This window comes from Mesorhizobium sp. CA16, assembly GCF_020165175.1.
Classification (GTDB): Bacteria; Pseudomonadota; Alphaproteobacteria; order Rhizobiales; family Rhizobiaceae; genus Mesorhizobium.
Window position 1 is genome coordinate 1 of sequence record NZ_JAIUHP010000018.1, and the last position, 23,748, is coordinate 23,748.

Annotated in this window: 18 protein-coding genes, 1 tRNA gene and 1 pseudogene; 18 read left to right on the forward strand and 2 right to left on the reverse strand. The window is 62.6% G+C overall.

The genetic code is table 11. The annotated features are described in order from the left end of the window. From LB525_RS22800 to LB525_RS22865, 13 genes and pseudogenes are all read left to right on the forward strand, one after another. Positions 1-84, forward strand: a pseudogene (locus LB525_RS22800) (elongation factor Tu); the annotation flags it as partial. Between the two features lie 2,022 nt (positions 85-2,106). After that, entirely contained in the window at positions 2,107-2,592 is a 486-nt protein-coding gene (locus LB525_RS22810) for a group II truncated hemoglobin (protein WP_224547459.1), read from the forward strand. A 146-nt stretch (positions 2,593-2,738) separates the two neighbouring features. Further along, positions 2,739-2,814, forward strand: a tRNA-Trp gene (locus LB525_RS22815). Between the two features lie 306 nt (positions 2,815-3,120). Further along, the gene (locus LB525_RS22820; protein WP_224547461.1) at positions 3,121-3,852 is read left to right on the forward strand and encodes a cysteine hydrolase family protein; all 732 of its coding nucleotides are present in this window, start codon (positions 3,121-3,123) and stop codon (positions 3,850-3,852) included. Positions 3,853-4,346: 494 nt separating this feature from the next. After that, positions 4,347-4,550, forward strand: coding sequence for a preprotein translocase subunit SecE (secE, locus tag LB525_RS22825; RefSeq protein WP_095765634.1), 204 nt, complete (start codon positions 4,347-4,349; stop codon positions 4,548-4,550). A 27-nt stretch (positions 4,551-4,577) separates the two neighbouring features. Next, positions 4,578-5,105 (forward strand): transcription termination/antitermination protein NusG, encoded by a 528-nt coding sequence (gene nusG, locus LB525_RS22830; RefSeq protein WP_140545994.1) that lies wholly within the window; start codon positions 4,578-4,580, stop codon positions 5,103-5,105. A 189-nt stretch (positions 5,106-5,294) separates the two neighbouring features. Then, positions 5,295-5,723 (forward strand): 50S ribosomal protein L11, encoded by a 429-nt coding sequence (gene rplK, locus LB525_RS22835; protein WP_095765524.1) that lies wholly within the window; start codon positions 5,295-5,297, stop codon positions 5,721-5,723. A gap of 4 nt (positions 5,724-5,727) precedes the next feature. Next, the gene (rplA, locus tag LB525_RS22840) at positions 5,728-6,426 is read left to right on the forward strand and encodes a 50S ribosomal protein L1 (RefSeq protein WP_095765523.1); all 699 of its coding nucleotides are present in this window, start codon (positions 5,728-5,730) and stop codon (positions 6,424-6,426) included. Between the two features lie 405 nt (positions 6,427-6,831). Then, complete coding sequence (gene rplJ / locus LB525_RS22845) at positions 6,832-7,350, forward strand: 50S ribosomal protein L10 (RefSeq protein ID WP_095765522.1); 519 nt, start codon at positions 6,832-6,834, stop codon at positions 7,348-7,350. Between the two features lie 54 nt (positions 7,351-7,404). Next, positions 7,405-7,785 carry a 50S ribosomal protein L7/L12 gene (gene rplL, locus LB525_RS22850; protein ID WP_224547463.1) on the forward strand — a complete coding sequence of 127 codons (381 nt, stop codon included), beginning with the start codon at positions 7,405-7,407 and terminating at the stop codon, positions 7,783-7,785. 283 nt (positions 7,786-8,068) lie between these two features. Next, positions 8,069-12,205 carry a DNA-directed RNA polymerase subunit beta gene (gene rpoB / locus LB525_RS22855; protein ID WP_095765521.1) on the forward strand — a complete coding sequence of 1,379 codons (4,137 nt, stop codon included), beginning with the start codon at positions 8,069-8,071 and terminating at the stop codon, positions 12,203-12,205. A gap of 186 nt (positions 12,206-12,391) precedes the next feature. After that, on the forward strand, positions 12,392-16,588 hold the full coding sequence (rpoC, locus tag LB525_RS22860; protein WP_095765633.1) for a DNA-directed RNA polymerase subunit beta': 4,197 nt from the start codon (positions 12,392-12,394) through the stop codon (positions 16,586-16,588). An 80-nt stretch (positions 16,589-16,668) separates the two neighbouring features. Then, complete coding sequence (locus tag LB525_RS22865; RefSeq protein WP_224547465.1) at positions 16,669-17,334, forward strand: O-methyltransferase; 666 nt, start codon at positions 16,669-16,671, stop codon at positions 17,332-17,334. A gap of 7 nt (positions 17,335-17,341) precedes the next feature. Here the strand turns inward: LB525_RS22865 and LB525_RS22870 are convergent, their stop codons facing one another. Both LB525_RS22870 and LB525_RS22875 read right to left on the reverse strand, forming a co-directional pair. Continuing rightward, the gene (locus tag LB525_RS22870; RefSeq protein WP_224547467.1) at positions 17,342-18,271 is read right to left on the reverse strand and encodes a Gfo/Idh/MocA family protein; all 930 of its coding nucleotides are present in this window, start codon (positions 18,269-18,271) and stop codon (positions 17,342-17,344) included. 84 nt (positions 18,272-18,355) lie between these two features. Then, on the reverse strand, positions 18,356-18,637 hold the full coding sequence (locus LB525_RS22875) for a transcriptional regulator (RefSeq protein WP_095765518.1): 282 nt from the start codon (positions 18,635-18,637) through the stop codon (positions 18,356-18,358). A gap of 463 nt (positions 18,638-19,100) precedes the next feature. Here LB525_RS22875 and rpsL point away from each other — a divergent pair, with 463 nt between their 5' ends. From rpsL to rpsJ, 5 genes are all read left to right on the forward strand, one after another. Continuing rightward, the gene (rpsL, locus tag LB525_RS22880) at positions 19,101-19,472 is read left to right on the forward strand and encodes a 30S ribosomal protein S12 (protein WP_006202128.1); all 372 of its coding nucleotides are present in this window, start codon (positions 19,101-19,103) and stop codon (positions 19,470-19,472) included. Positions 19,473-19,481: 9 nt separating this feature from the next. Next, on the forward strand, positions 19,482-19,952 hold the full coding sequence (gene rpsG / locus LB525_RS22885; RefSeq protein WP_027170372.1) for a 30S ribosomal protein S7: 471 nt from the start codon (positions 19,482-19,484) through the stop codon (positions 19,950-19,952). A 29-nt stretch (positions 19,953-19,981) separates the two neighbouring features. Further along, complete coding sequence (gene fusA / locus LB525_RS22890; protein WP_095765517.1) at positions 19,982-22,072, forward strand: elongation factor G; 2,091 nt, start codon at positions 19,982-19,984, stop codon at positions 22,070-22,072. 65 nt (positions 22,073-22,137) lie between these two features. Next, positions 22,138-23,313 (forward strand): elongation factor Tu, encoded by a 1,176-nt coding sequence (tuf, locus tag LB525_RS22895; protein WP_095765516.1) that lies wholly within the window; start codon positions 22,138-22,140, stop codon positions 23,311-23,313. 69 nt (positions 23,314-23,382) lie between these two features. Further along, on the forward strand, positions 23,383-23,691 hold the full coding sequence (gene rpsJ / locus LB525_RS22900; protein ID WP_006205468.1) for a 30S ribosomal protein S10: 309 nt from the start codon (positions 23,383-23,385) through the stop codon (positions 23,689-23,691). Positions 23,692-23,748 lie beyond the last annotated feature (57 nt).

Consider the following 23,748-nt stretch of genomic DNA (forward strand, 5'->3'; position numbering starts at 1 on the left):
GCGATGGAAGAGAAGCTGCGCTTCGCCATCCGTGAAGGCGGCCGCACCGTCGGTGCCGGCATCGTCGTCACCATCAAGGAATAATCGATCCGGCTTTTGCCGGTTCGACAAGGAAAGGGCGGTCTTCGGGCCGCCCTTTTGTTTGAAGCAGTGCTGCCAGGCCCTTTTCAATTCTGTTGCAACCACCGGCGCCGCAACTAGTATGGTTGCAGCGAGGGGCTTGCCAGACGTGGTTTCCACATTCCGTTCAAAGACCATGCGGTGTTGGCGCGGGCTGCTTCGGCTGGGATTGGCCGCCACGATGGGGCTGGCCGCCTTCGGCGCCGGCGCAAAGGAAGAGCCGCCGGACTATGGTCCGACCATGCGTTTCGTCGTCGTGCGCAGCAGCGCGCCGGGCTGCGAGCCGAACTGCCCGGAATGGATTTCTGCCGAAGGCACGATCGAGGCCGGCACGCCGGCGCTACTGAAACGCCTGCTGAAGACGCTCGGCGGGCGGCAATTGCCCATCGTCGTCAATTCTCCCGGCGGCAATGTCGATGCCGCGCTGCAGCTTGGCCGCATGGTCCGCAAGAACAAGCTCGATATCGCGGTCGGCATCACGGAATTTTCCGGCTGCTCGCCGGGGACGAAAAATTGCCGGGACAATGACGGCAAGGGTCAGCCCTATTCCGGCGTCGCTTACGACAGCGGCGCGATGTGCAATTCGGCCTGTCCGCTGATGTTTGCCGGCGGCATCCACCGCGTCGTCGGCGAATGGGCCTATCTCGGCGTCCATCAGATCACCACCACCTACCAGCGCGAAAAACTGCTCTACCGCACCACCTACCGGGTTGTGAACGGCAAGAAGAAGATCATCGGCACCAAGATCGTCAGCCGCAAGAATGCCGGCAGCTACAAGACCTATGAGATGAGCAAGGCGATCGAGAAGCGGCTGTCGGCCTATTTGAAGGAGATGGGCGTCGAGCAGGGCGTGCTGGGCGTGATGAAGGCCACACCTGCCAGCGACATCAGGCAGATCGAGCCCGATGACATGCTGGAGATGAAGCTCGTGACCAGCCTCGATTCGCTCGATCTGCTGACCGAGAGAACCATTTGCCAGCGCCATCCGGCACCGGCGAATTGTCGCGAGATTCCCGCGAACGGCGCGCCCGTCGCGGTCGCGGCAGTAGAGGCCGGACCTTCTTATACAGCGCCGGCGCCGGCGCCGCCGCCGACACCGCAAGCCCACGAACAGCAGATGCGTTTCGTTCTTGTTCGCGGCAGCAACCCGCTCTGCAATCCCGATTGTCCGGAATGGATTTCGGCGGAAGGCACGATCGCCGCAGATACGGCCGACAAGCTGCGCCAACTGCTCGATATAATCCGTGAGCGCCGGTTGCCGGTCGTAATCAACTCGCCGGGTGGAGATGTGCAGGCTGCGCTCGCCGCGGGCAGGCTGATCCGCGAGCACGGCTTGGATATCGCGGTCGCCCGAACGGATTTTCTCGACTGCGATCCGGGCGCCGTGGGGTGCGTCGCGGCCGACGGTCTCCATGCCGGGCTCACCATAGATGCCGGCGCCGAATGCGACGCCGCCTGCGCGGTGATGGTCGCCGGCGGCGTCCGGCGCCTCGTTGGCGCCGGTGCGCACTTCCTCGTGCATTCCATGGGCATGGAAGACAAGGTCAGGGCCTATCTCGACGAGATGGCGGTCGGCTCGGGCTTTTTCGCCGCCATGCAGTCGGCCGAATATGCAAAGCACAGGGAACTCAGCCGGGACGAACTGAAGACATTCGGGCTGACGACCGGACCGCAATCGGTGGACGCGCTGACGGGCGCCACCATTTGCAGATCCGCACCCAGGCCGGACAATTGCCGGGCTCTTCCGTCCGCCGATGCCGAGGCGAAGGCGCCGGCGAAGCTGTAGATCAGGATGACGTTTCGTTGAATCGCCATCCTGATCTAACTCTTTGTTGGAGCATGATCTTCTCCGAAAACCGGTTTCCACTTTTTGCATTCGCTGACCTTCGGTTCGGATCATGCTCTAGCTGCGCACTGGCCATCGAGACAGGTTGAGCGGGGCAGGGCGCTGCCGCTATCTTGCTGTATGCGCAGGGAGGAGCGGCGATGAGCGAGGACATCCCGACTTTGTACGAATGGGCCGGCGGCAGCGAGGCGCTGAACCGGCTGACACGAACCTTTTATGACAAGGTGGCGGCGGATCCGGTCGTCAGTCCGGTGTTTAGGATGATGTCGCCGGATCACCCGGCGCATGTCGCCGCCTTCATTGGCGAGGTCTTCGGCGGCCCGAAAACCTACAGCGAGAAGCATGGCGGCCATCGCGAGATGGTGATGCATCATCTCGGCAAGCATCTGACCGAGGAGCAGCGCCGCCGCTGGATCAGTCTCCTTGCCGACGCGGCGGATGAGGTCGGCCTGCCCGATGACCCCGAGTTCCGCTCGGCCTTCATGGGTTATGTCGAGTGGGGATCGCGGCTGGCGAAGATGAACTCGAATCTGGGCGAGACCTGCGATCCCGAGACCGAGCCGATGCCCGCCTGGGGCTGGGGCGTGCCGGGCGGGCCTTACAAGCCGCCGGCCGGCAAGTCGTAGGCGCGGGGGTTGTTTGGCGAGCGCGATCGGTCGCCGGCGGTAATGGAATCCAGATTTCCGGCAAAGGGTTTCAAAACCACTGCAGAGTGCTCTTTACAGAGCGCACGGAAGCTTTTAGGAAGCGCCTGCGCCGAACAAGCGCATGCACGGGCATAGCTCAGTTGGTAGAGCGGCGGTCTCCAAAACCGCAGGTCGTAGGTTCGAGCCCTGCTGCCCGTGCCATTCCTTCAAGAGGGCAGGCATCTGGCAACCGCCCTCTCGATCGCCGAAATCAGCCTTTTCTTCCGCCCGTCTGCCGGCCCTTGAGGTCATCTACCTGCCGGCCCGTGTCGCGGGCCTGTGAGTGGCAAAATCGTTGCGCCTTAAGACCAACGATGTAAGGTTTCGTCCCTAGCGCTTGACTGCAACCGCCGTTCTTAGGCCGCCAAGCAGGGATGTAACTCTCCCCTTTCTTGACGCAACGTAGGTGGCGGGTCTTGATAGCCAAGGGCGCAAAGAGCGGCACCTCTTTCTGGTGGGAGGACAAAAATGCATCCCCTGGTCATCGACGCGAAGCCTCAACCTATTTCGATTGATCTTGCTAACGCCGCAGTTCTCGTCGTGGACATGCAGAATGACTTCGGCTCGCAAGGTGGAATGTTCGACAGAGCCGGAATCGATATCTCCGGGATTCAACGGGCTGTCGGCCCTACGGCCAGAGTAATAGCTGCCGCTCGCGGTTTGAGAGTGCCGGTTATCTATCTGAAGATGGGGTATCATTCCGACCTCTCGGACCTCGGAACATCGGACGCCCCCAATCGTCTCCGACATCTCCAGATCTTTGGGGTCGGTGAGAGCATCACGGCCCCGGATGGCAGCGAGAGCCGGATTCTGATCCGCGACACCTGGGCAACGGATATTGTTAACGACCTCAAGCCAGAGGCAGGGGATGTGGTCGTCTACAAAACGCGGTTCAGCGGTTTCTACGAGACCGAACTCGATTCTGTTCTGAAAACCGCAGGTATCAAACACCTCATCGTGACAGGATGCACGACCAGCGTGTGCGTGGAATCGACAATTCGGGATGCCTTCTTCAGGGACTACCACTGCACACTGCTGACGGATTGCACCAGCGAGCCCATCGCCTGGGACGCATCAAGGAGCAATCATGAAGCCTCGATCACGCTCGTGCAGATACTCTTTGGATGGACATCGACGTCCGACGATTTCCTGAAGGCGATCGAGGAGCGAGTTCAGGGACGTCTTGAACTAGCCGAATGAGCTGAGGAGGCGGCGTATCGCCACGAACCGCGCCTTCTCTTCCGGTAGCCACATCGTCGACCCGAACCCGTCAAGATCTCCAGCCTACGGACCGGTTCCTCGCTCCTGGATCTAAGCTCAATCTCTGAAATCGTCATATGTCGAGGCCTTCAAGGCTCCGCAGCGGCCGCTCCGCGGTTGAAAATCGGCGGACGGCTTGCCATATGGCAGGAATTGGGGCATAAGCCCCGTATAGCCGGGACGGGACGACTGGATGGTTCCGAGGCGGCGTTGAGACATAAAGCGGACCCTTGCCACTTGCGTGGATTAAGAATCGGTTTTATGTAGACAAGACAGACACGCGACGCGTGGAGCTGGGAAGCCGGCTTTACGCGTCTGATTTGCGTGGGTGAAATAGCGGTGCTGATTCGCGCCGCATGGAGCCCAGGCGGCACGTCCCGGTCAGCGGGATCATCCAGGAGGCCCGGCCAATGGGTCTCGAAAACAGGCGGCGCATGGCTTCGAAAACCACTAATCCCTTCACCTTTCTCCAGCAGGTTCGCGCGGAGACGGCCAAGGTGACATGGCCTTCGCGGCGCGAAACCATGATCTCGACCGTGATGGTCCTGATATTCGCGGTGATCGCGATGCTGTTCTTCTTCGCTGCCGATATTCTGATGGGCTATGCGATCGAGTGGATCCTGGGTCTCGGGCATTAATTCGGCGGATTACGGAGAGGTCGTGAAATGACTGCGCGGTGGTATATCGTCCACGCCTATTCGAACTTCGAGAAGAAGGTCGCCGAGGACATCGAGAACAAGGCCAAGCAGAAGGGCTTGTCCGGGGACATTGAGCAGATCGTGGTCCCGACCGAGAAGGTCGTCGAGATCCGTCGCGGCCGCAAGGTCGATGCCGAGCGCAAGTTCTTCCCGGGCTACGTGCTCTTGAAGGCCAATCTGACCGACGCCGTGTTCTCGCTGGTCAAGAACACGCCGAAGGTCACCGGCTTCCTGGGCGACTCCAAGCCCGTGCCGATCACCGAGACCGAGGCGCAGCGCATCCTGAACCAGGTCCAGGAAGGCGTCGAGCGGCCGAAGCCTTCGGTCACCTTCGAGATCGGCGAGGCGATCCGCGTTTCGGACGGTCCGTTCGCGTCGTTCAACGGCGTCGTCCAGGAGGTGGATGAGGAGCGGGCTCGCCTCAAGGTGGAAGTTTCGATCTTCGGGCGCGCCGTGCCCGTCGATCTGGAATTCGGGCAGGTCGAAAAGGGCTGATCCGCATACCCGCGCCCGAAGGGCGTCGGGATACCGCGCCGCAAGGCGTCGGGAGGCGGCGTGAACAGACGCCGCATGAACGGGTGGGAGGCGAAGGCGGCATAGCCGGCCGTCGGAACCGCACCACCAGACTGCAACCGCCGCGTTTCCCGGGTAACGGGGCCGGCATGAGAAAAGGCAGGAATAGAGATGGCTAAGAAAGTTGCAGGCCAGCTCAAGCTCCAGGTTGCCGCGGGCTCGGCTACGCCGTCGCCCCCGATCGGCCCGGCGCTTGGTCAGCGCGGCATCAACATCATGGAATTCTGCAAGGCGTTCAACGCACAGACCCAGGAGCTAGAGAAGGGATCGCCGATCCCGGTCGTCATCACCTACTACCAGGACAAGTCGTTCACCTTCGTCATGAAGACGCCGCCGGTGAGCTACTTCCTGAAGAAGGCAGCCAACCTGAAGTCGGGCTCCAAGGAGCCGGGCAAGGTCAAGGCCGGCACGATCAGCCGCGACAAGGTGCGCGCGATCGCCGAGCAGAAGATGAAGGACCTGAACGCAAACGACGTCGAGGCGGCCATGCGCATGGTCGAGGGCTCCGCCCGCTCGATGGGCCTGGAAGTGGTGGGCTAAGATCATGGCAAAGATTGCAAAGCGTGTTGCCAAGAGCCGCGAAGGCATCGATCCGAACAAGGCTTACGCCCTCAACGAGGCGCTGCAGCTGCTCAAGGACCGGTCCAAGGTGAAGTTCGACGAGACCGTCGAGATCTCGATGAACCTCGGCGTCGATCCGCGCCATGCCGACCAGATGGTCCGCGGCGTGGTCAACCTGCCGAACGGCACCGGCCGCTCGGTGCGTGTCGCCGTGTTTGCGCGTGGCGACAAGGCCGAGGAAGCCAAGGCCGCCGGCGCCGATATCGTCGGCGCCGAGGACCTTGTCGACATCGTCCAGAAGGGCACGATCGATTTCGATCGCTGCATCGCCACGCCGGACATGATGCCGCTGGTCGGTCGTCTGGGTAAGGTTCTCGGCCCGCGCGGCATGATGCCGAACCCGAAGGTCGGCACTGTGACCACCGATGTGGCCGCGGCCGTCAAGGCTTCGAAAGGCGGCGCCGTCGAGTTCCGCGTCGAGAAGGCCGGCATCGTCCAGGCCGGCGTCGGCAAGGTCTCTTTCGACGTCAAGGCGCTGGAAGAGAATGTCCGCGCCTTCGCCGACGCGGTGACCAAGGCCAAGCCCGCGGGCGCCAAGGGCAACTACGTCAAGAAGGTGTCGGTCACCTCGACGATGGGCCCTGGCCTCAAGCTCGACATCGCGACGCTCGCCGCGTCGTAAGTGTCGGCCGATCGGGTAAGGCCGATCGCTAGGGCATGATCCCGAAAAGCGGGAACATGCTCCAGCAAGAAAGAATTCCGGACCGCCGATCCGTCGGCGGCCCGGTACCCGGAAGCCGAAAGGTTTCCGGATATCCTGTCCGAGATTGCAGGCGGCCCAAAAGCCTTAATTCGATTGGGCCTGCATGAGACGGGTGAAGACCCGACAAAGGAGCCAAGCTCCAATGAAAGGTTCGAACCGTGTTTGCCTTTTGTCTGCGCACTATCCGGCGTGCCGGCTGGTGTGGCGAAAGGGGGCAGGATCCTCGAGCGTCGTTCGGGCGATCCGTTACTGGATGGCCCGGCCGGCAAAAGGCAACCGACGCCTGACCTCGTCAATGGGGCAGGGGTCAACTGGAGATAGGCAGTGGACAGAGCGGAAAAACGCGAACTCGTCACGGGCCTGAATGATGCGTTTTCAAGCGCTGGTTCAGTCGTCGTGGCCCACTACGCCGGTATCACCGTCGCGCAAATGAACGACCTTCGGTCGAAGATGCGCGCCGCCGGTGGCACCGTCAAAGTCGCGAAGAACCGTCTCGCCAAGATCGCTCTTCAGGGCACGGACTCCGCATCGATCATCGATCTGTTCAAGGGACAGACGCTGGTCGCTTATTCGGAGGATCCGATTGCGGCGCCGAAGGTCGCGTCCGATTTCGCCAAGGGGAATGACAAGTTGATCATTCTCGGTGGCGCGATGGGTGCGACCTCGCTCGACGCCGACGGTGTGAAGGCACTCGCCACACTACCGTCGCTCGACGAGCTGCGCGCCAAGCTGGTTGGCATGATCGCCACGCCGGCTACCCGGATCGCCCAGATCGTCAATGCGCCCGCGGCTTCGGTCGCGCGTGTCATCGGCGCTTACGCCCGGAAGGACGAGGCGGCATGAGGCCGTTCCTCGCTGTCAACAACACACGTTCGAACCTAGTGAAGGAATACAAAAATGGCTGATCTTGCAAAGATCGTAGACGACCTTTCGAAGCTGACCGTCCTCGAGGCGGCCGAGCTGTCGAAGCTCCTGGAAGAGAAGTGGGGCGTTTCGGCCGCCGCTCCGGTGGCGGTTGCCGCTGCCGGCGGCGCTGGTGCCGCTGCCGCTGCTCCGGCTGAAGAGAAGACGGAATTCGACCTCGTTCTCGCCGATGCCGGCGCCCAGAAGATCAACGTCATCAAGGAAGTCCGCGCCATCACCGGCCTTGGCCTCAAGGAAGCCAAGGACCTGGTCGAAGCGGCTCCGAAGCCGGTCAAGGAAGGCGTTTCCAAGGCCGACGCCGACAAGTTCAAGGCTCAGCTGGAAGCGGCTGGCGCCAAGGTCGAGCTGAAGTAAGCCTGTTAGGCGAGGGCGGACGGTCTCGCGCCGTCCGCCCCCTCCCTTGGACTGAGGGAGGGTTCTGTCACGCGAGACGTTTGAAAACCTCTTTCCTGAGGGCCGAAAAGCGGCCCTCCGGAAACGGGTTTTCTCCCGTTTTAGCCGGTAGCCGCCAAGCGATTGGCCCAAGAAATTGGCAGGGGCGGCCGGAAAAACAGATAGGGGCAGCCGCCGAGGCAGCCCGTTGGTGCAAGGCGAGCCGCGGCGAGGTTCGTCCCGAGTTTATAGCTAAGGAGCGACGATGGCCCAGACCCAGACTTTCAATGGCCGCAGACGCGTACGCAAGTTCTTCGGAAAGATCCCGGAAGTTGCGGAGATGCCGAACCTCATTGAGGTCCAGAAGGCATCCTATGACCAGTTCCTGATGGTGGACGAGCCCAAGGGCGGCCGTCCGGACGAAGGACTGCAGGCCGTTTTCAAGTCGGTCTTCCCGATCTCCGACTTTTCCGGCTCCTCGATGCTGGAGTTCGTGAAGTACGAGTTCGAGGCACCGAAATTCGACGTTGACGAGTGCCGTCAGCGCGACCTGACCTATGCGGCGCCGCTGAAGGTGACGCTGCGCCTCATCGTGTTCGATATCGACGAGGATACCGGCGCCAAGTCGATCAAGGACATCAAGGAGCAGGACGTCTACATGGGCGACATGCCGCTCATGACGTCGAACGGCACCTTCATCGTCAACGGCACCGAGCGCGTCATCGTCTCGCAGATGCACCGTTCGCCGGGCGTCTTCTTCGACCATGACAAGGGCAAGTCGCACTCGTCGGGCAAGCTTCTGTTTGCCGCGCGCGTCATTCCCTATCGCGGTTCGTGGCTCGACATCGAGTTCGACTCCAAGGATGTCGTGCACGCCCGCATCGACCGCCGCCGCAAGATTCCGGTGACGTCGCTGCTGATGGCGCTCGGCATGGACGGCGAGGAGATCCTGTCGACCTTCTACAACAAGATCACCTATAAGCGCGCCGGCGACCACTGGCGGATTCCGTTCAACGTCGAGCGTTTCCGCGGCCTCAAGGCCGTCGGCGACCTGGTCGACGCCGATACCGGCGAGATCGTGGTCGAGCAAGGCAAGAAGATCACCGCCCGCCAGGCACGTCAGCTCGGCGAGAAGGGTCTCAAGGCCATCAAGGCGACCGACGAGGACCTGCTTGGCAACTACCTTGCCGAGGACATCGTCAACTACGGCACCGGCGAGATCTTCCTCGAAGCCGGCGACGAGATCGACGACAAGACGCTGAAGGTGCTGCTCAGCACCGGCGAGGACGAGATCCAGATCCTGGACATCGACCACGTCAATGTCGGCGCCTACATCCGCAACACGCTCAACGTCGACAAGAATGAGAGCCGCCAGGACGCACTATTCGACATCTACCGTGTCATGCGCCCGGGCGAGCCGCCGACGCTCGAGACCGCCGAAGCCATGTTCAACTCGCTGTTCTTCGACAGCGAGCGCTACGATCTGTCGGCCGTAGGCCGCGTCAAGATGAACATGCGCCTCGAGCTCAAGGCTGAGGACACCGTGCGCGTCCTGCGCAAGGAAGACATCCTGGCCGTGGTCAAGACGCTTGTCGAGCTGCGTGACGGCAAGGGCGAGATCGACGACATCGACAATCTCGGCAACCGCCGCGTGCGTTCGGTCGGCGAGTTGATGGAGAACCAGTACCGCGTCGGCCTGCTGCGCATGGAGCGCGCGATCAAGGAACGCATGTCCTCGATCGAGATCGACACGGTCATGCCGCAGGACCTGATCAACGCCAAGCCGGCGGCCGCCGCCGTGCGCGAGTTCTTCGGTTCCTCGCAGCTGTCGCAGTTCATGGACCAGACCAACCCGCTCTCGGAGATCACCCACAAGCGTCGCCTGTCGGCGCTTGGACCGGGCGGTCTGACCCGCGAGCGCGCCGGCTTCGAGGTGCGCGACGTGCATCCGACGCATTACGGCCGCATCTGCCCGATCGAGACGCCGGAAGGCCCGAATATCGGTCTGATCAACTCTTTGGCCACTTTCGCGCGCGTCAACAAGTACGGCTTCATCGAAAGCCCGTACCGCAAGATCGTGGGCGGCAAGCTGACCAACGAGGTTGTCTACCTGTCGGCGATGGAAGAGGCCAAGCACTATGTCGCGCAGGCCAACGCCGAGCTCGACAAGAACGGCAGTTTTGTCGACGAGTTCGTGATTTGCCGTAATGCCGGCGAAGTGATGATGGCGCCGCGCGAGAACGTCGACCTGATGGACGTCTCGCCGAAGCAGATGGTGTCCGTCGCTGCGGCGCTCATCCCGTTCCTCGAGAACGACGACGCCAACCGCGCGCTGATGGGCTCGAACATGCAGCGTCAGGCCGTGCCGCTGGTGCGCGCCGAAGCGCCGTTCGTCGGCACCGGCATGGAGCCGGTCGTCGCCCGTGACTCGGGCGCTGCCATCGGCGCCCGCCGCGGCGGCGTGGTCGACCAGGTGGACGCCACCCGTATCGTCATCCGCGCCACGGAAGATCTCGATCCCGGCAAGTCCGGCGTCGATATCTACCGGCTGATGAAGTTCCAGCGTTCGAACCAGAACACCTGCATCAACCAGCGTCCGCTGGTGCGCATGGGCGACCGCGTCAACAAGGGCGACATCATTGCCGACGGTCCGTCGACCGAGCTCGGCGATCTGGCGCTCGGCCGCAACGTGCTGGTCGCGTTCATGCCGTGGAACGGCTACAACTACGAGGACTCGATCCTGCTCTCCGAGCGCATCGTGGCCGACGACGTCTTCACCTCGATCCACATCGAGGAGTTCGAGGTCATGGCGCGCGACACCAAGCTCGGGCCGGAGGAAATCACGCGCGACATTCCGAACGTTTCGGAAGAGGCGCTGAAGAACCTCGACGAGGCCGGCATCGTCTATATCGGTGCCGAAGTGCAGCCGGGCGACATCCTGGTCGGCAAGATCACGCCGAAGGGCGAAAGCCCGATGACGCCGGAAGAAAAGCTCCTGCGCGCCATCTTCGGTGAAAAGGCCTCGGACGTTCGCGACACCTCCATGCGCATGCCTCCGGGCACCTTCGGCACGGTCGTCGAAGTGCGCGTCTTCAACCGCCACGGCGTGGAGAAGGACGAGCGCGCGATGGCGATCGAGCGCGAGGAGATCGAGCGTCTGGCCAAGGACCGCGACGACGAACAGGCGATCCTCGACCGCAACGTCTATGCGCGTCTTTCCGACGTGCTGGTCGGCAAGGAGGCGATCGCCGGACCGAAGGGCTTCAAGAAGGGCTCGAAGCTGTCGAAGGACACGCTCGACGAGTATCCGCGTTCGCAGTGGTGGCAGTTCGCCGTGGAGAACGAGAAGCTCCAGGGCGAGCTCGAGGCTCTGCGCGGCCAGTACGACGAGTCCAAGAAGGCGCTCGAGCAGCGCTTCATGGACAAGGTCGAGAAGGTGCAGCGCGGCGACGAAATGCCTCCGGGCGTCATGAAGATGGTCAAGGTCTTTGTGGCGGTGAAGCGCAAGATGCAGCCGGGCGACAAGATGGCCGGTCGTCACGGCAACAAGGGTGTCGTGTCGCGCATCGTTCCGGTCGAGGACATGCCTTTCCTCGAGGACGGCACGCATGCCGATATCGTGCTCAACCCGCTGGGTGTGCCGAGCCGCATGAATGTCGGCCAGATCCTGGAAACGCATCTGGGCTGGGCCTGCGCCGGCATGGGCAGGAAGATCGGCGAGCTGATCGACGCGTACAAGGGTGGCGGCGACATCAAGCCGCTGCGCAAGACGCTGGAAAGCTTCATGCCGGCCAACGACCGCAACGAGCCGATCCGCGAGTATGACGACGAGAGCATCGTTCGCCTGAGCGAGCAGATGCGCCGCGGCGTTTCGATCGCGACACCGGTGTTCGACGGCGCGCATGAGGCCGACATCAACACCATGCTGGAGCAGGCTGGCCTGCACACCAGCGGTCAGTCGCAGCTCTATGACGGCCGCACCGGCGAGCCGTTCGATCGCAAGGTGACGATGGGCTATATCTATATGCTCAAGCTGCATCACCTGGTGGACGACAAGATCCACGCGCGTTCGATCGGTCCGTACTCGCTCGTCACCCAGCAGCCGCTGGGCGGCAAGGCGCAATTCGGCGGTCAGCGCTTCGGCGAAATGGAAGTCTGGGCGCTCGAAGCCTACGGCGCGGCCTACACGCTGCAGGAAATGCTGACGGTGAAGTCGGACGACGTCGCCGGCCGCACCAAGGTCTACGAGGCGATCGTGCGCGGCGACGACACGTTCGAGGCGGGCATCCCCGAGAGCTTCAACGTTCTCGTCAAGGAAATGCGCTCGCTCGGCCTCAATGTGGAGCTGGAGAACACCCAGGTCGAAGAGACCCCGACGCGTCTGCCCGACGCAGCCGAGTAAGGCATTGGCGCGCGCCGCGTTCTAAGCGCGGCGCGCCCTGAGCATGATCCCGAGAAGCGGTCACCGGTTTTCGGCCGACACCATGCTCAACCAAGAAGTCTTCGGCCGGTTCGACCGGCCAGTCTGCGGACATTTCGTCCGCGATCGATGCAAGGGGTTATCGAGGACCCCGAAAAGGAGAACGGCATGAACCAAGAGGTCATGAATCTCTTCAACCCGCAGGCGCCTGCGCAGGTGTTCGATTCCATCCGGATCTCGCTTGCCAGCCCAGAGAAGATTCTGTCCTGGTCGTTCGGCGAGATCAAGAAGCCGGAGACCATCAACTACCGCACCTTCAAGCCGGAGCGTGACGGCCTGTTCTGCGCGCGCATTTTTGGTCCGATCAAGGACTATGAGTGCCTGTGCGGCAAGTACAAGCGCATGAAGTACAAGGGCGTCATCTGCGAAAAGTGCGGCGTCGAAGTCACGCTGTCGCGCGTTCGCCGCGAACGCATGGGCCATATCGAGCTCGCCGCGCCCGTCGCCCATATCTGGTTCCTGAAGTCGCTGCCGTCGCGCATCGGCACGCTGCTCGACATGACGCTCAAGGACATCGAGCGCGTGCTCTACTTCGAGAACTACATTGTCACCGAGCCGGGCCTCACCGCGCTGAAGGAGAACCAGCTCCTCAGCGAGGAAGAGTACATGATTGCCGTCGACGAGTACGGCGAGGACTCTTTCACCGCCATGATCGGCGCCGAGGCCATTCATGACCTTCTGGCCGGCATGGACCTGGAGAAGATTGCCGGCGATCTGCGTTCGGAGCTGGCCTCGACCACGTCCGAGCTCAAGCAGAAGAAATACCTGAAGCGGCTCAAGGTCGTCGAGAACTTCATGGAATCCGGCAACCGTCCGGAATGGATGATCATGAAGGTGGTTCCGGTGATCCCGCCGGACCTGCGCCCGCTTGTCCCGCTGGACGGCGGCCGCTTCGCCACGTCGGACCTCAACGACCTCTACCGCCGCGTCATCAACCGCAACAACCGCCTGAAGCGGCTGATCGAGCTGCGCGCGCCCGGCATCATCGTGCGCAACGAAAAGCGCATGCTGCAGGAAGCCGTCGATGCGCTGTTCGACAACGGCCGTCGCGGCCGCGTCATCACCGGCGCCAACAAGCGTCCGCTGAAGTCGCTGTCCGACATGCTGAAGGGCAAGCAGGGCCGGTTCCGCCAGAACCTGCTCGGCAAGCGCGTCGACTATTCCGGCCGCTCGGTCATCGTGACCGGTCCGGAGCTCAAGCTGCATCAGTGCGGCCTGCCGAAGAAGATGGCGCTGGAGCTCTTCAAGCCCTTCATCTACGCCCGCCTCGACGCCAAGGGTTTCTCCTCGACCGTCAAGCAGGCGAAGAAGCTGGTCGAGAAGGAGCGTCCGGAGGTTTGGGATATCCTCGACGAGGTCATCCGCGAGCATCCGGTGCTCTTGAACCGGGCGCCGACGCTGCACCGCCTCGGCATTCAGGCGTTCGAGCCGATCTTGATCGAAGGCAAGGCGATTCAGCTGCACCCGCTGGTCTGCACCGCCTTCAACGCCGACTTCGACGGCGACCAGATGGCGGTCCACGTGCCGCTGTCCCTGGAAGCGCAGCTTGAAGCCCGCGTGCTGATGATGTCGACCAACAACATCCTGCACCCGGCCTCCGGCGCGCCGATCATCGTGCCGTCGCAGGACATGGTTCTCGGTCTCTACTATCTCTCGATCGTCAACCAGAACGAGCCGGGCGAAGGCATGATGTTTGCCGACATGGGCGAGCTCCAGCATGCGCTGGAGACCAAGGCCGTGACGCTGCACGCCAAGATCAAGGGCCGCTTCCGCAGCGTCGACGCGGAAGGCAACGTCGTGTCGAAGATCTACGACACCACGCCTGGCCGCATGATCATCGGCGAGCTTCTGCCGAAGAACGTCAACGTGCCGTATGAGACCGCCAACCAGGAGATGACCAAGAAGAACATCTCCAAGATGATCGACACCGTTTACCGCCACTGCGGTCAGAAGGAGACGGTCATCTTCTGCGACCGCATCATGGCGCTCGGCTTTGCGCACGCCTGCCGTGCCGGCATTTCGTTCGGCAAGGACGACATGCTGATCCCGGACACCAAGCTGAAGCTGGTTTCCGACACCGAGGCTTTGGCCAAGGAATACGAGCAGCAGTACAATGACGGCCTGATCACGCAGGGCGAGAAGTACAACAAGGTCGTCGACGCCTGGGCCAAGTGCTCGGAAAAGGTCGCCGACGAGATGATGGCGCGCATCAAGGCGGTGGAGTTCGAGGACAACGGCCGTCAGAAGCCGATGAACTCGATCTACATGATGTCGCATTCGGGTGCGCGCGGTTCGCCCACCCAGATGCGTCAGCTCGCCGGCATGCGTGGCCTGATGGCCAAGCCCTCGGGTGAGATCATCGAGACGCCGATCATCTCGAACTTCAAGGAAGGCCTCACCGTGCTCGAGTATTTCAACTCGACCCACGGCGCCCGCAAGGGTCTGGCCGACACCGCCTTGAAGACGGCGAACTCGGGTTACCTCACCCGCCGCCTCGTCGACGTGGCGCAGGACTGCATCGTCAACTCCGTGGATTGCGGCACCGACAAGGGCCTCACCATGCAGCCGATCGTCGATGCCGGTCAGATCGTTGCCTCGGTCGGCCAGCGCGTGCTGGGCCGCACTTCGCTCGACGACATCAATCATCCGGTCACCGGCGACCTGCTGGTCAAGGCCGGAACGTTGATGGACGAGCGCGATGTGGAGCAGATCGAGAAGGCCGGCGTGCAGTCGGTCCGCATCCGTTCGGCGCTGACCTGCGAGGTCAGGACCGGTGTGTGCGCGGTCTGCTACGGTCGCGACCTGGCCCGCGGTACCCCCGTCAACCAGGGCGAGGCCGTCGGCGTCATCGCCGCGCAGTCGATCGGCGAGCCGGGCACCCAGCTCACCATGCGTACCTTCCACATGGGCGGCACGGCGCAGGTGGTGGATTCTTCGTTCCTTGAAGCCTCCTATGAGGGCAAGGTGCAGATCCGCAACCGCAACGTGGTCCGCAACTCGGAAGGCCAGCAGATGGTCATGGGCCGCAACATGGCGGTGCTCATCCTCGATGAGACCGGCAAGGAGCGCGCCACGCACCGCGTCGCCTATGGTTCGCGTATTTTCGTGGACGATGGCGACAAGGTGAAGCGCGGCCAGCGTATCGCCGAGTGGGATCCCTATACCCGCCCGATCCTCACCGAAATCGAGGGCAGGGTGGCGTTCGAGGATCTGGTCGACGGCATCTCCGTGCAGGAAACGGCCGACGAGTCGACCGGCATCACCAAGCGCGAGGTCATCGACTGGCGTTCGACGCCGCGCGGCAACGACCTGAAGCCCGCGATCGCCATCCAGGACGCCAAGGGCAAGGTCGGCAAGCTGTCGAAGGGCGGCGATGCACGCTTCCTGCTCTCGGTCGAGGCCATCCTCTCGGTCGAGCCGGGCGCACATGTGAAGCCTGGCGACGTGCTGGCGCGTATCCCGATGGAAAGCGCCAAGACCAAGGACATCACCGGTGGTCTGCCGCGCGTTGCGGAACTGTTCGAGGCTCGCCGTCCGAAGGATCACGCCATCATCGCCGAGATCGATGGCACGATCCGCTTCGGCCGCGACTACAAGAACAAGCGTCGCATCATCATCGAGCCGCATGACTCGACGCTCGAGCCGGTGGAGTACCTGATCCCGAAGGGCAAGCCGTTCCATCTCCAGGACGGCGACGTCATCGAGAAGGGCGACTACATCCTCGACGGCAATCCGGCGCCGCACGACATCCTGGCGATCAAGGGCGTGGAGGCGCTTGCCTCCTATCTCGTCAACGAGATCCAGGAGGTCTACCGTCTGCAGGGCGTGTCGATCAACGACAAGCACATCGAGGTGATCGTTCGCCAGATGCTGCAGAAGGTCGAGATCACCACGCAGGGCGATTCGACCTACATCCCGGGCGACCACGTCGATGTGATCGAGCTGGAGGAGGTCAACGAGCGCCTGATCGAGGACGGCAAGAAGCCGGCCGAAGGTCAGCCGGTGCTGCTTGGCATCACCAAGGCCTCGCTGCAGACGCCGTCCTTCATCTCGGCCGCCTCCTTCCAGGAGACGACCAGGGTGCTCACCGAGGCTGCGGTTGCCGGCAAGACCGACATGCTGCAGGGCCTGAAGGAAAATGTCATCGTCGGCCGTCTGATCCCGGCCGGCACGGGCGGCACGATGAGCCAGATAAGGCGCATCGCCACCTCGCGCGACGAGCTCATCATCGACGAGCGCCGCAAGGCCTCCGGTGTCGAGGTCGCCGAGCCGATGCTGACCGACATGGTCAACGCCGCGCAGTAAGCGCGATGAAATGAGAAAACAAGAAAAGGGGCCCGCGCGGCCCCTTTTCGCATTTTGGCTTGATGCAACGAGGAAGAGTTATGAGCCGCAAAACCTGGACCACTGTCGACGACTACATCGTCTCCTCTCTTTTCGAAGCGGACCCCGTGCTGGATGCCACGCTGGCGGCCAACCGCGACCACGGCCTGCCGGCGATCGACGTCTCGGCCGCGCAGGGCAAACTGCTATCGCTGCTGGTGCGTATTCGCGGCGCCAAGAAGGTGCTGGAGGTCGGCACGCTAGGCGGCTACTCGACCATCTGGATGGCAAGGGGATTGCCGGCGGACGGCAAGGTGGTGACGCTGGAGCTCGATCCGCACCACGCCAAGGTCGCGCGTTCGAACTTCGAGCGGGCAGGGGTTTCAGACAAGATCGACCTGCGGGTCGGTCCAGCGCTGCAATCGCTTGCCGCGCTGGCAGGCGAAAATGCAGGTCCGTTCGACTTGATCTTCATCGACGCCGACAAGCCGAACAACCCGAATTATCTCGACTGGGCGATGAAACTCTCGCGCTCAGGCACGGTCATCGTCTGCGACAACGTCATCCGCGACGGCGCGGTCGTGAAAAAGAACAGCGGCGACGCCAATGTCGAAGGCGCTCGCGCCGCTTTTTCTTTCATCGGCGGCGAGAAGCGGCTGGACGGCACCGCTATCCAGACCGTCGGCGCCAAGGGCTATGACGGGTTTACCATCGCGATCGTAGAATGAGGACGCCTCAGTCGAAGAACGCCTCGACCACGTTGCGCTTGCCCAGCATGAACGCATCGGCGACGTGCTGCAGCGGCGCGAGGTCGACATCGGACGTTCCTGCGCGAACAATCTCGGCGAAGCGCTTGTAAAGCATCGGATATTCGGCCTCCGGCTCGTCATGGATCATGCGCCCATCGACGGCGAGCTTGGCGCCGCCGCCCGACAGCACCATCCTGCCCTTGTCGGTCTCGGCGACGATGTCCCAGCTTTGCGGGCCGGTCTGCAGCCAGTCGAGCTCCATCGTCACTGGCAAGCCGGTCGACGTGCGGAAGCCGACATGCGCCGCGACCGGTGCTGCGCGGTTCTCGGGAAAATCGAGCACGGCCGAGGTGATGAACATCGCAGGCAAGATGTGTGTGGCGATCGACAGCGCGTTGATGCCGGGATCGAACACACCGAAGCCGCCCGGCTCCCAGATCCATTCCTGGTTCGGATGCCAGCGCCGCACGTCTTCCTTCCAGTTGATGGCGGCCGAAGTCAGTCTGGCCGACGCAAGGAAAGCGCGCGCGGCCTCCACCGCCGGCGCGTAGCGCGAATGCCAGCTGGCAAAGAGCGAGACACCGTTCCTTTCGGCAAGCGCCTTGAGGTGCTCGACCTCGCTGACCGTGGCGCCCGGCGGCTTTTCGAGGAACACGTGCTTCCTCGCTTCCAGCGCGGTGCGCGCGGCGTCGTAACGGAACTGCGGCGGCATGCAGAGCGAGACCGCCTCGAGGCTGGGCTCGGCCGCCAGCATCGCTTCGATGCTGGGATAATTCGCAATACCGTCCACCTTGCCGTGGCGGCTGGCCGCCGCTGTCAGTTGATAGTTGCCGTCCTTGGCGACCGCCGGCAGGTGCTGGTCGCGGACGATCTTTCCCACGCCGACGATGCCGAGCTTGATGGGATTGCTGGTCATGGGAACTCCAAGGAATGAAAAGGTGTGTCTAGGCAGGGCAGGTTTGTCCGGCGAGTCCGGCAAATATGACGCTGGCCGCGCTTTTCAGATCGGCTCTTCAAAGGTGACGATCGAAACCTCGCCCTCCAATGCGCCTTGATAGGCCGACAGATGCGGCTCGTCGTCGGGCTCGCCCTCCATGTCGCCGATCTGGTCGAGCTCGGCCTCGGCGTAACCTTCGGCGGCAAGCGATTCGAGCGCGCGGCGCACGGCAGAATCATCGTCGGGCGCCACAAGCATCACATGAACGCCTTCAGGCTTGCCGCCTTTTTTCTTCCAGACCCGTCCGGTGATGATCGTGACCGGCCGTTCTTCATTGTCGTTCACGGGCTGATTCCTCGTTTTCCCCGAGATTGTCCGATGCAAGCCGCCTTTTGGCACGAAGCCGGGCCACAGGACAGCGCAAAGCCGGTCACTTTCTTCCTCGCTCTTGAAAAAAGACGCAAGAAAATTACATGCGTTTTCCGCATGGCTGCTCAGCCTCGCGTTGGGCGCAATATTTGCCCCGCCGGGGTTGACGGACCCTGGGGTTGCGAGTAGAAGCCGCGACGTCAGAACCGATGTGAGGCTCTCCTGTCCGAAGCGACACGCTTTGGAGTTTGCCTCAAACAGGGTTCGTTTTACGAGCGAAAAGACATTTCCGGCGCGCATGAAGCGGCTACCGCTTCCTCTGCAATTTGTTCGGGCAGGACCGCGAGACGCGGTGTGTTGCCCGAATTTGCGTATGGAAATGACGCTTTGAGCGGCCCCCTGACAGGGCAGACACGGAATTGAGAGACAAGAGGGTTTAATGCCTACCGTCAACCAGCTGATCCGCAAGCCGCGCCTGGCGCCGGTGAAGCGCAACAAGGTCCCGGCCATGCAGCAGAACCCGCAGAAGCGGGGCGTCTGCACGCGCGTCTACACCACGACGCCGAAGAAGCCGAACTCGGCGCTGCGCAAGGTGGCCAAGATTCGCCTGACCAACGGTTTTGAAGTGATCGGCTACATCCCCGGCGAAGGTCACAACCTGCAGGAACACTCGGTGGTCATGATCCGCGGCGGTCGCGTCAAGGATCTGCCGGGCGTCCGCTACCACATCATCCGCGGCGTGCTCGACACGCAGGGTGTGAAGAACCGCAAGCAGCGTCGTTCGAAATACGGCGCCAAGCGTCCGAAGTAAGGGTTTCCCATGTCCCGTCGTCACAGTGCAGAAAAGCGTGAGATCAATCCGGACCCCAAGTTCGGCGATCTGATCGTCACCAAGTTCATGAACGCCGTCATGTATGACGGCAAGAAGTCGGTTGCCGAGACCATCGTCTATGGCGCGCTGGACCAGGTCCAGGCCAAGACCAAGCAGGAGCCGGTCACCGTCTTCCATCAGGCGCTCGACAATGTCGCGCCGCATGTGGAAGTGCGCTCGCGTCGTGTCGGCGGCGCCACCTATCAGGTTCCGGTCGATGTGCGCCCCGAGCGTCGTCAGGCGCTGGCCATCCGCTGGCTGATCGCCGCCGCGCGCAACCGCAACGAGACCACCATGGTCGACCGCCTCTCGGGCGAGCTGATGGACGCGGCCAACAACCGCGGCACGGCCGTCAAGAAGCGTGAAGACACCCACAAGATGGCGGAAGCCAACCGCGCCTTCGCGCACTACCGCTGGTAAAGCGCGAACGAGACTGAGAGGCACCTCCCATGGCCCGCGAATACAAGATCGAAGACTACCGCAATTTCGGTATCATGGCGCATATCGACGCCGGCAAGACGACGACGACCGAGCGCGTCCTCTATTATACGGGCAAGTCGCACAAGATCGGCGAAGTCCATGACGGCGCTGCCACCATGGATTGGATGGAGCAGGAGCAGGAGCGCGGCATCACTATCACTTCGGCCGCGACCACGACCTTCTGGAAGGGTCGCGACGGCAAGATGCGCCGCTTCAACATCATCGACACCCCCGGACACGTCGACTTCACCATCGAAGTCGAGCGTTCGCTGCGCGTGCTCGACGGTGCCATCGCGCTGCTCGACGCCAACGCCGGCGTGGAGCCGCAGACCGAGACCGTGTGGCGCCAGGCCGACAAGTACCACGTGCCGCGCATGATCTTCTGCAACAAGATGGACAAGATCGGCGCCGACTTCTACCGCTCCGAGGAAATGATCGGTTCGCGCCTCGGCGCGCAGGCCGTCGTCATGCAGCTGCCGATCGGCGCCGAGACCGAGTTCAAGGGCGTCGTCGACCTCGTCGAGATGAACGCGCTCGTCTGGCGTGACGAGACCCTTGGCGCTGCCTGGGACGTCGTTGAGATCCCGGCCGACCTCAAGGACAAGGCCGAGCAGTACCGCGAGAAGATGATCGAAGCCGCCGTCGAGATGGACGAGACCGCGCTCGAGAATTACCTCGAAGGCAAGATGCCGTCGAATGACGAGATCCGCGCGCTGATCCGCAAGGGCACCATCGCGGTCAAGTTCTTCCCGATGTTCTGCGGTTCGGCCTTCAAGAACAAGGGCGTGCAGCCGCTGCTCGACGCCGTTGTCGAATACCTGCCGTCGCCGATCGACGTGCCGGCCATCAAGGGTGTCGATGCCAAGACCGACGCCGAGATCGAGCGTCATGCCGATGACAACGAGCCGCTGTCGATGCTGGCGTTCAAGATCATGAACGACCCGTTCGTCGGCTCGCTGACCTTTGCCCGCATCTATTCGGGCAAGCTCACCAAGGGCACCTCGCTCGACAACACGGTGAAGGGCAAGAAGGAGCGCATCGGCCGCATGCTGCAGATGCATGCGAACTCGCGCGCCGACATCGAGGAAGCCTATGCCGGCGACATCGTCGCCCTGGCTGGCCTCAAGGACACGACCACCGGCGACACGCTCTGCGATCCGCTGCATCCGGTCATCCTGGAGCGCATGGAATTTCCCGATCCGGTCATCCAGATCGCCATCGAGCCGAAGACCAAGAATGACCAGGAAAAGATGGGCCTCGCGCTGCATCGCCTGGCGGCTGAGGATCCGTCCTTCCGCGTCAAGACCGACGAGGAAAGCGGCCAGACCATCATCGCCGGCATGGGCGAGCTGCATCTCGACATCATCGTCGACCGCATGCGCCGCGAGTTCAAGGTCGAAGCCAATGTCGGTGCCCCGCAGGTGGCCTATCGCGAGACGATCACCCGCACGCACGAGCAGGATTACACGCACAAGAAGCAGACCGGCGGTACCGGCCAGTTCGCCCGCGTCAAGATCATCTTCGAGCCGAACACCGAGAGCGAAGAGTTCGTTTTCGAGTCCAAGATCGTCGGCGGTGCGGTTCCGAAGGAATACATCCCGGGCGTCGAGAAGGGCATCAACAGCGTCATGGGTTCCGGCCCGTTCGCCGGCTTCCCGATGATCGGTGTCAAGGCCACGCTGGTCGATGGCGCCTTCCACGACGTCGACTCCTCGGTGCTGGCGTTCGAAATCGCCTCCCGTGCCTGCTTCAAGGAAGCCGCTCCGCGTCTCGGCGTGCAGCTTCTGGAGCCGATCATGAAGGTCGAGGTCGTGACGCCGGAAGATTACGTCGGCGGCGTCATCGGCGACCTCAACGGCCGTCGTGGCCAGATCCAGGGTCAGGAAGCGCGCGGCGTCGCCGTCGTCATCAATGCGATGGTGCCTTTGGCCAACATGTTCAAATACGTCGACAATCTGCGTTCGATGTCGCAGGGCCGCGCCCAGTACACGATGCAGTTCGACCACTACGAGCCGGTTCCGACCGCGGTCGCCCAGGAAGTTCAGAAGAAATACGCGTAACTCGAGCGGGTTGCACGAGACCTTAATTCAAGGCCCGCGCGGGCAAGCAGGATTGGAGAGATCACATGGCAAAAGGTAAATTCGAGCGCACCAAGCCGCATGTGAACATTGGCACGATCGGTCACGTCGATCATGGCAAGACGTCGCTGACGGCGGCGATCACGAAGTATTTTGGCGAATACAAGCGCTATGACCAGATTGACGCAGCACCGGAAGAGAAGGCGCGCGGCATCACGATCTCGACGGCGCATGTCGAGTATGAGACGGCCAACCGTCACTATGCCCATGTCGACTGCCCCGGCCACGCCGACTATGTGAAGAACATGATCACGGGTGCGGCGCAGATGGACGGCGCGATCCTGGTGGTTTCGGCCGCCGACGGTCCGATGCCGCAGACCCGCGAGCACATCCTGCTTGCCCGCCAGGTCGGCGTGCCCTCGATCGTGGTGTTCCTGAACAAGGTCGACCAGGTCGACGATGCCGAGTTGCTGGAGCTGGTCGAGCTCGAGGTTCGCGAGCTTCTGTCGAAGAACGAGTTCCCCGGCGACGACATTCCGATCGTCAAGGGTTCGGCGCTGGCTGCGTTGGAAGATTCCAACAAGACCATCGGCGAGGACGCCATCCGCGAGCTGATGGCGCAGGTCGACGCCTATATCCCGACGCCGGTTCGTCCGCTGGACAAGCCGTTCCTGATGCCGATCGAGGACGTGTTCTCGATCTCGGGCCGCGGCACGGTTGTGACCGGCCGCGTCGAGCGCGGCGTGGTCAAGGTCGGCGAGGAGCTGGAGATCGTCGGCATCCGTCCGACCACCAAGACGACCTGCACGGGCGTTGAGATGTTCCGCAAGCTGCTCGACCAGGGCCAGGCCGGCGACAACATCGGCGCGCTGCTGCGCGGCGTCGACCGTGAAGGCGTGGAGCGCGGCCAGGTTCTGGCCAAGCCCGGCACGGTCAAGCCGCACAAGAAGTTCGTGGCCGAAGCCTACATCCTGACCAAGGACGAGGGCGGCCGTCACACGCCGTTCTTCACCAACTACCGTCCGCAGTTCTACTTCCGCACGACGGACGTGACGGGCATCGTGACGCTGCCGGCCGGCACCGAAATGGTGATGCCCGGCGACAACATCACCGTCGACGTCGAGCTGATCGTGCCGATCGCGATGGAAGAGAAGCTGCGCTTCGCCATCCGTGAAGGCGGCCGCACCGTCGGTGCCGGCATCGTCGTCACCATCAAAGAGTAATTTGGACTGAAACCGATCTGTCGCGGGCGCGGGAGCTGCCCGCGCCGCGCCAGAACAAGGAATTGACGCATGAACGGACAGAATATCCGCATCCGCCTTAAGGCGTTTGATCACCGGGTGCTCGACGCCTCGACGCGCGAAATCGTGTCGACCGCCAAGCGCACCGGCGCCAACGTCCGCGGCCCCATCCCGCTGCCGACGCGGATCGAAAAATTCACGGTCAACCGGTCGCCCCACGTCGACAAGAAGAGCCGCGAACAGTTCGAGATGCGCACGCACAAGCGGCTGCTCGACATCGTCGATCCGACCCCGCAGACGGTCGATGCTTTGATGAAGCTCGATCTGGCCGCCGGTGTCGACGTCGAGATCAAGCTCTAAGGGAATGAGAGAGCGGTAAGGGGCGGTGCCCCTGGCCCGGAACTCTAAAGGAATTGA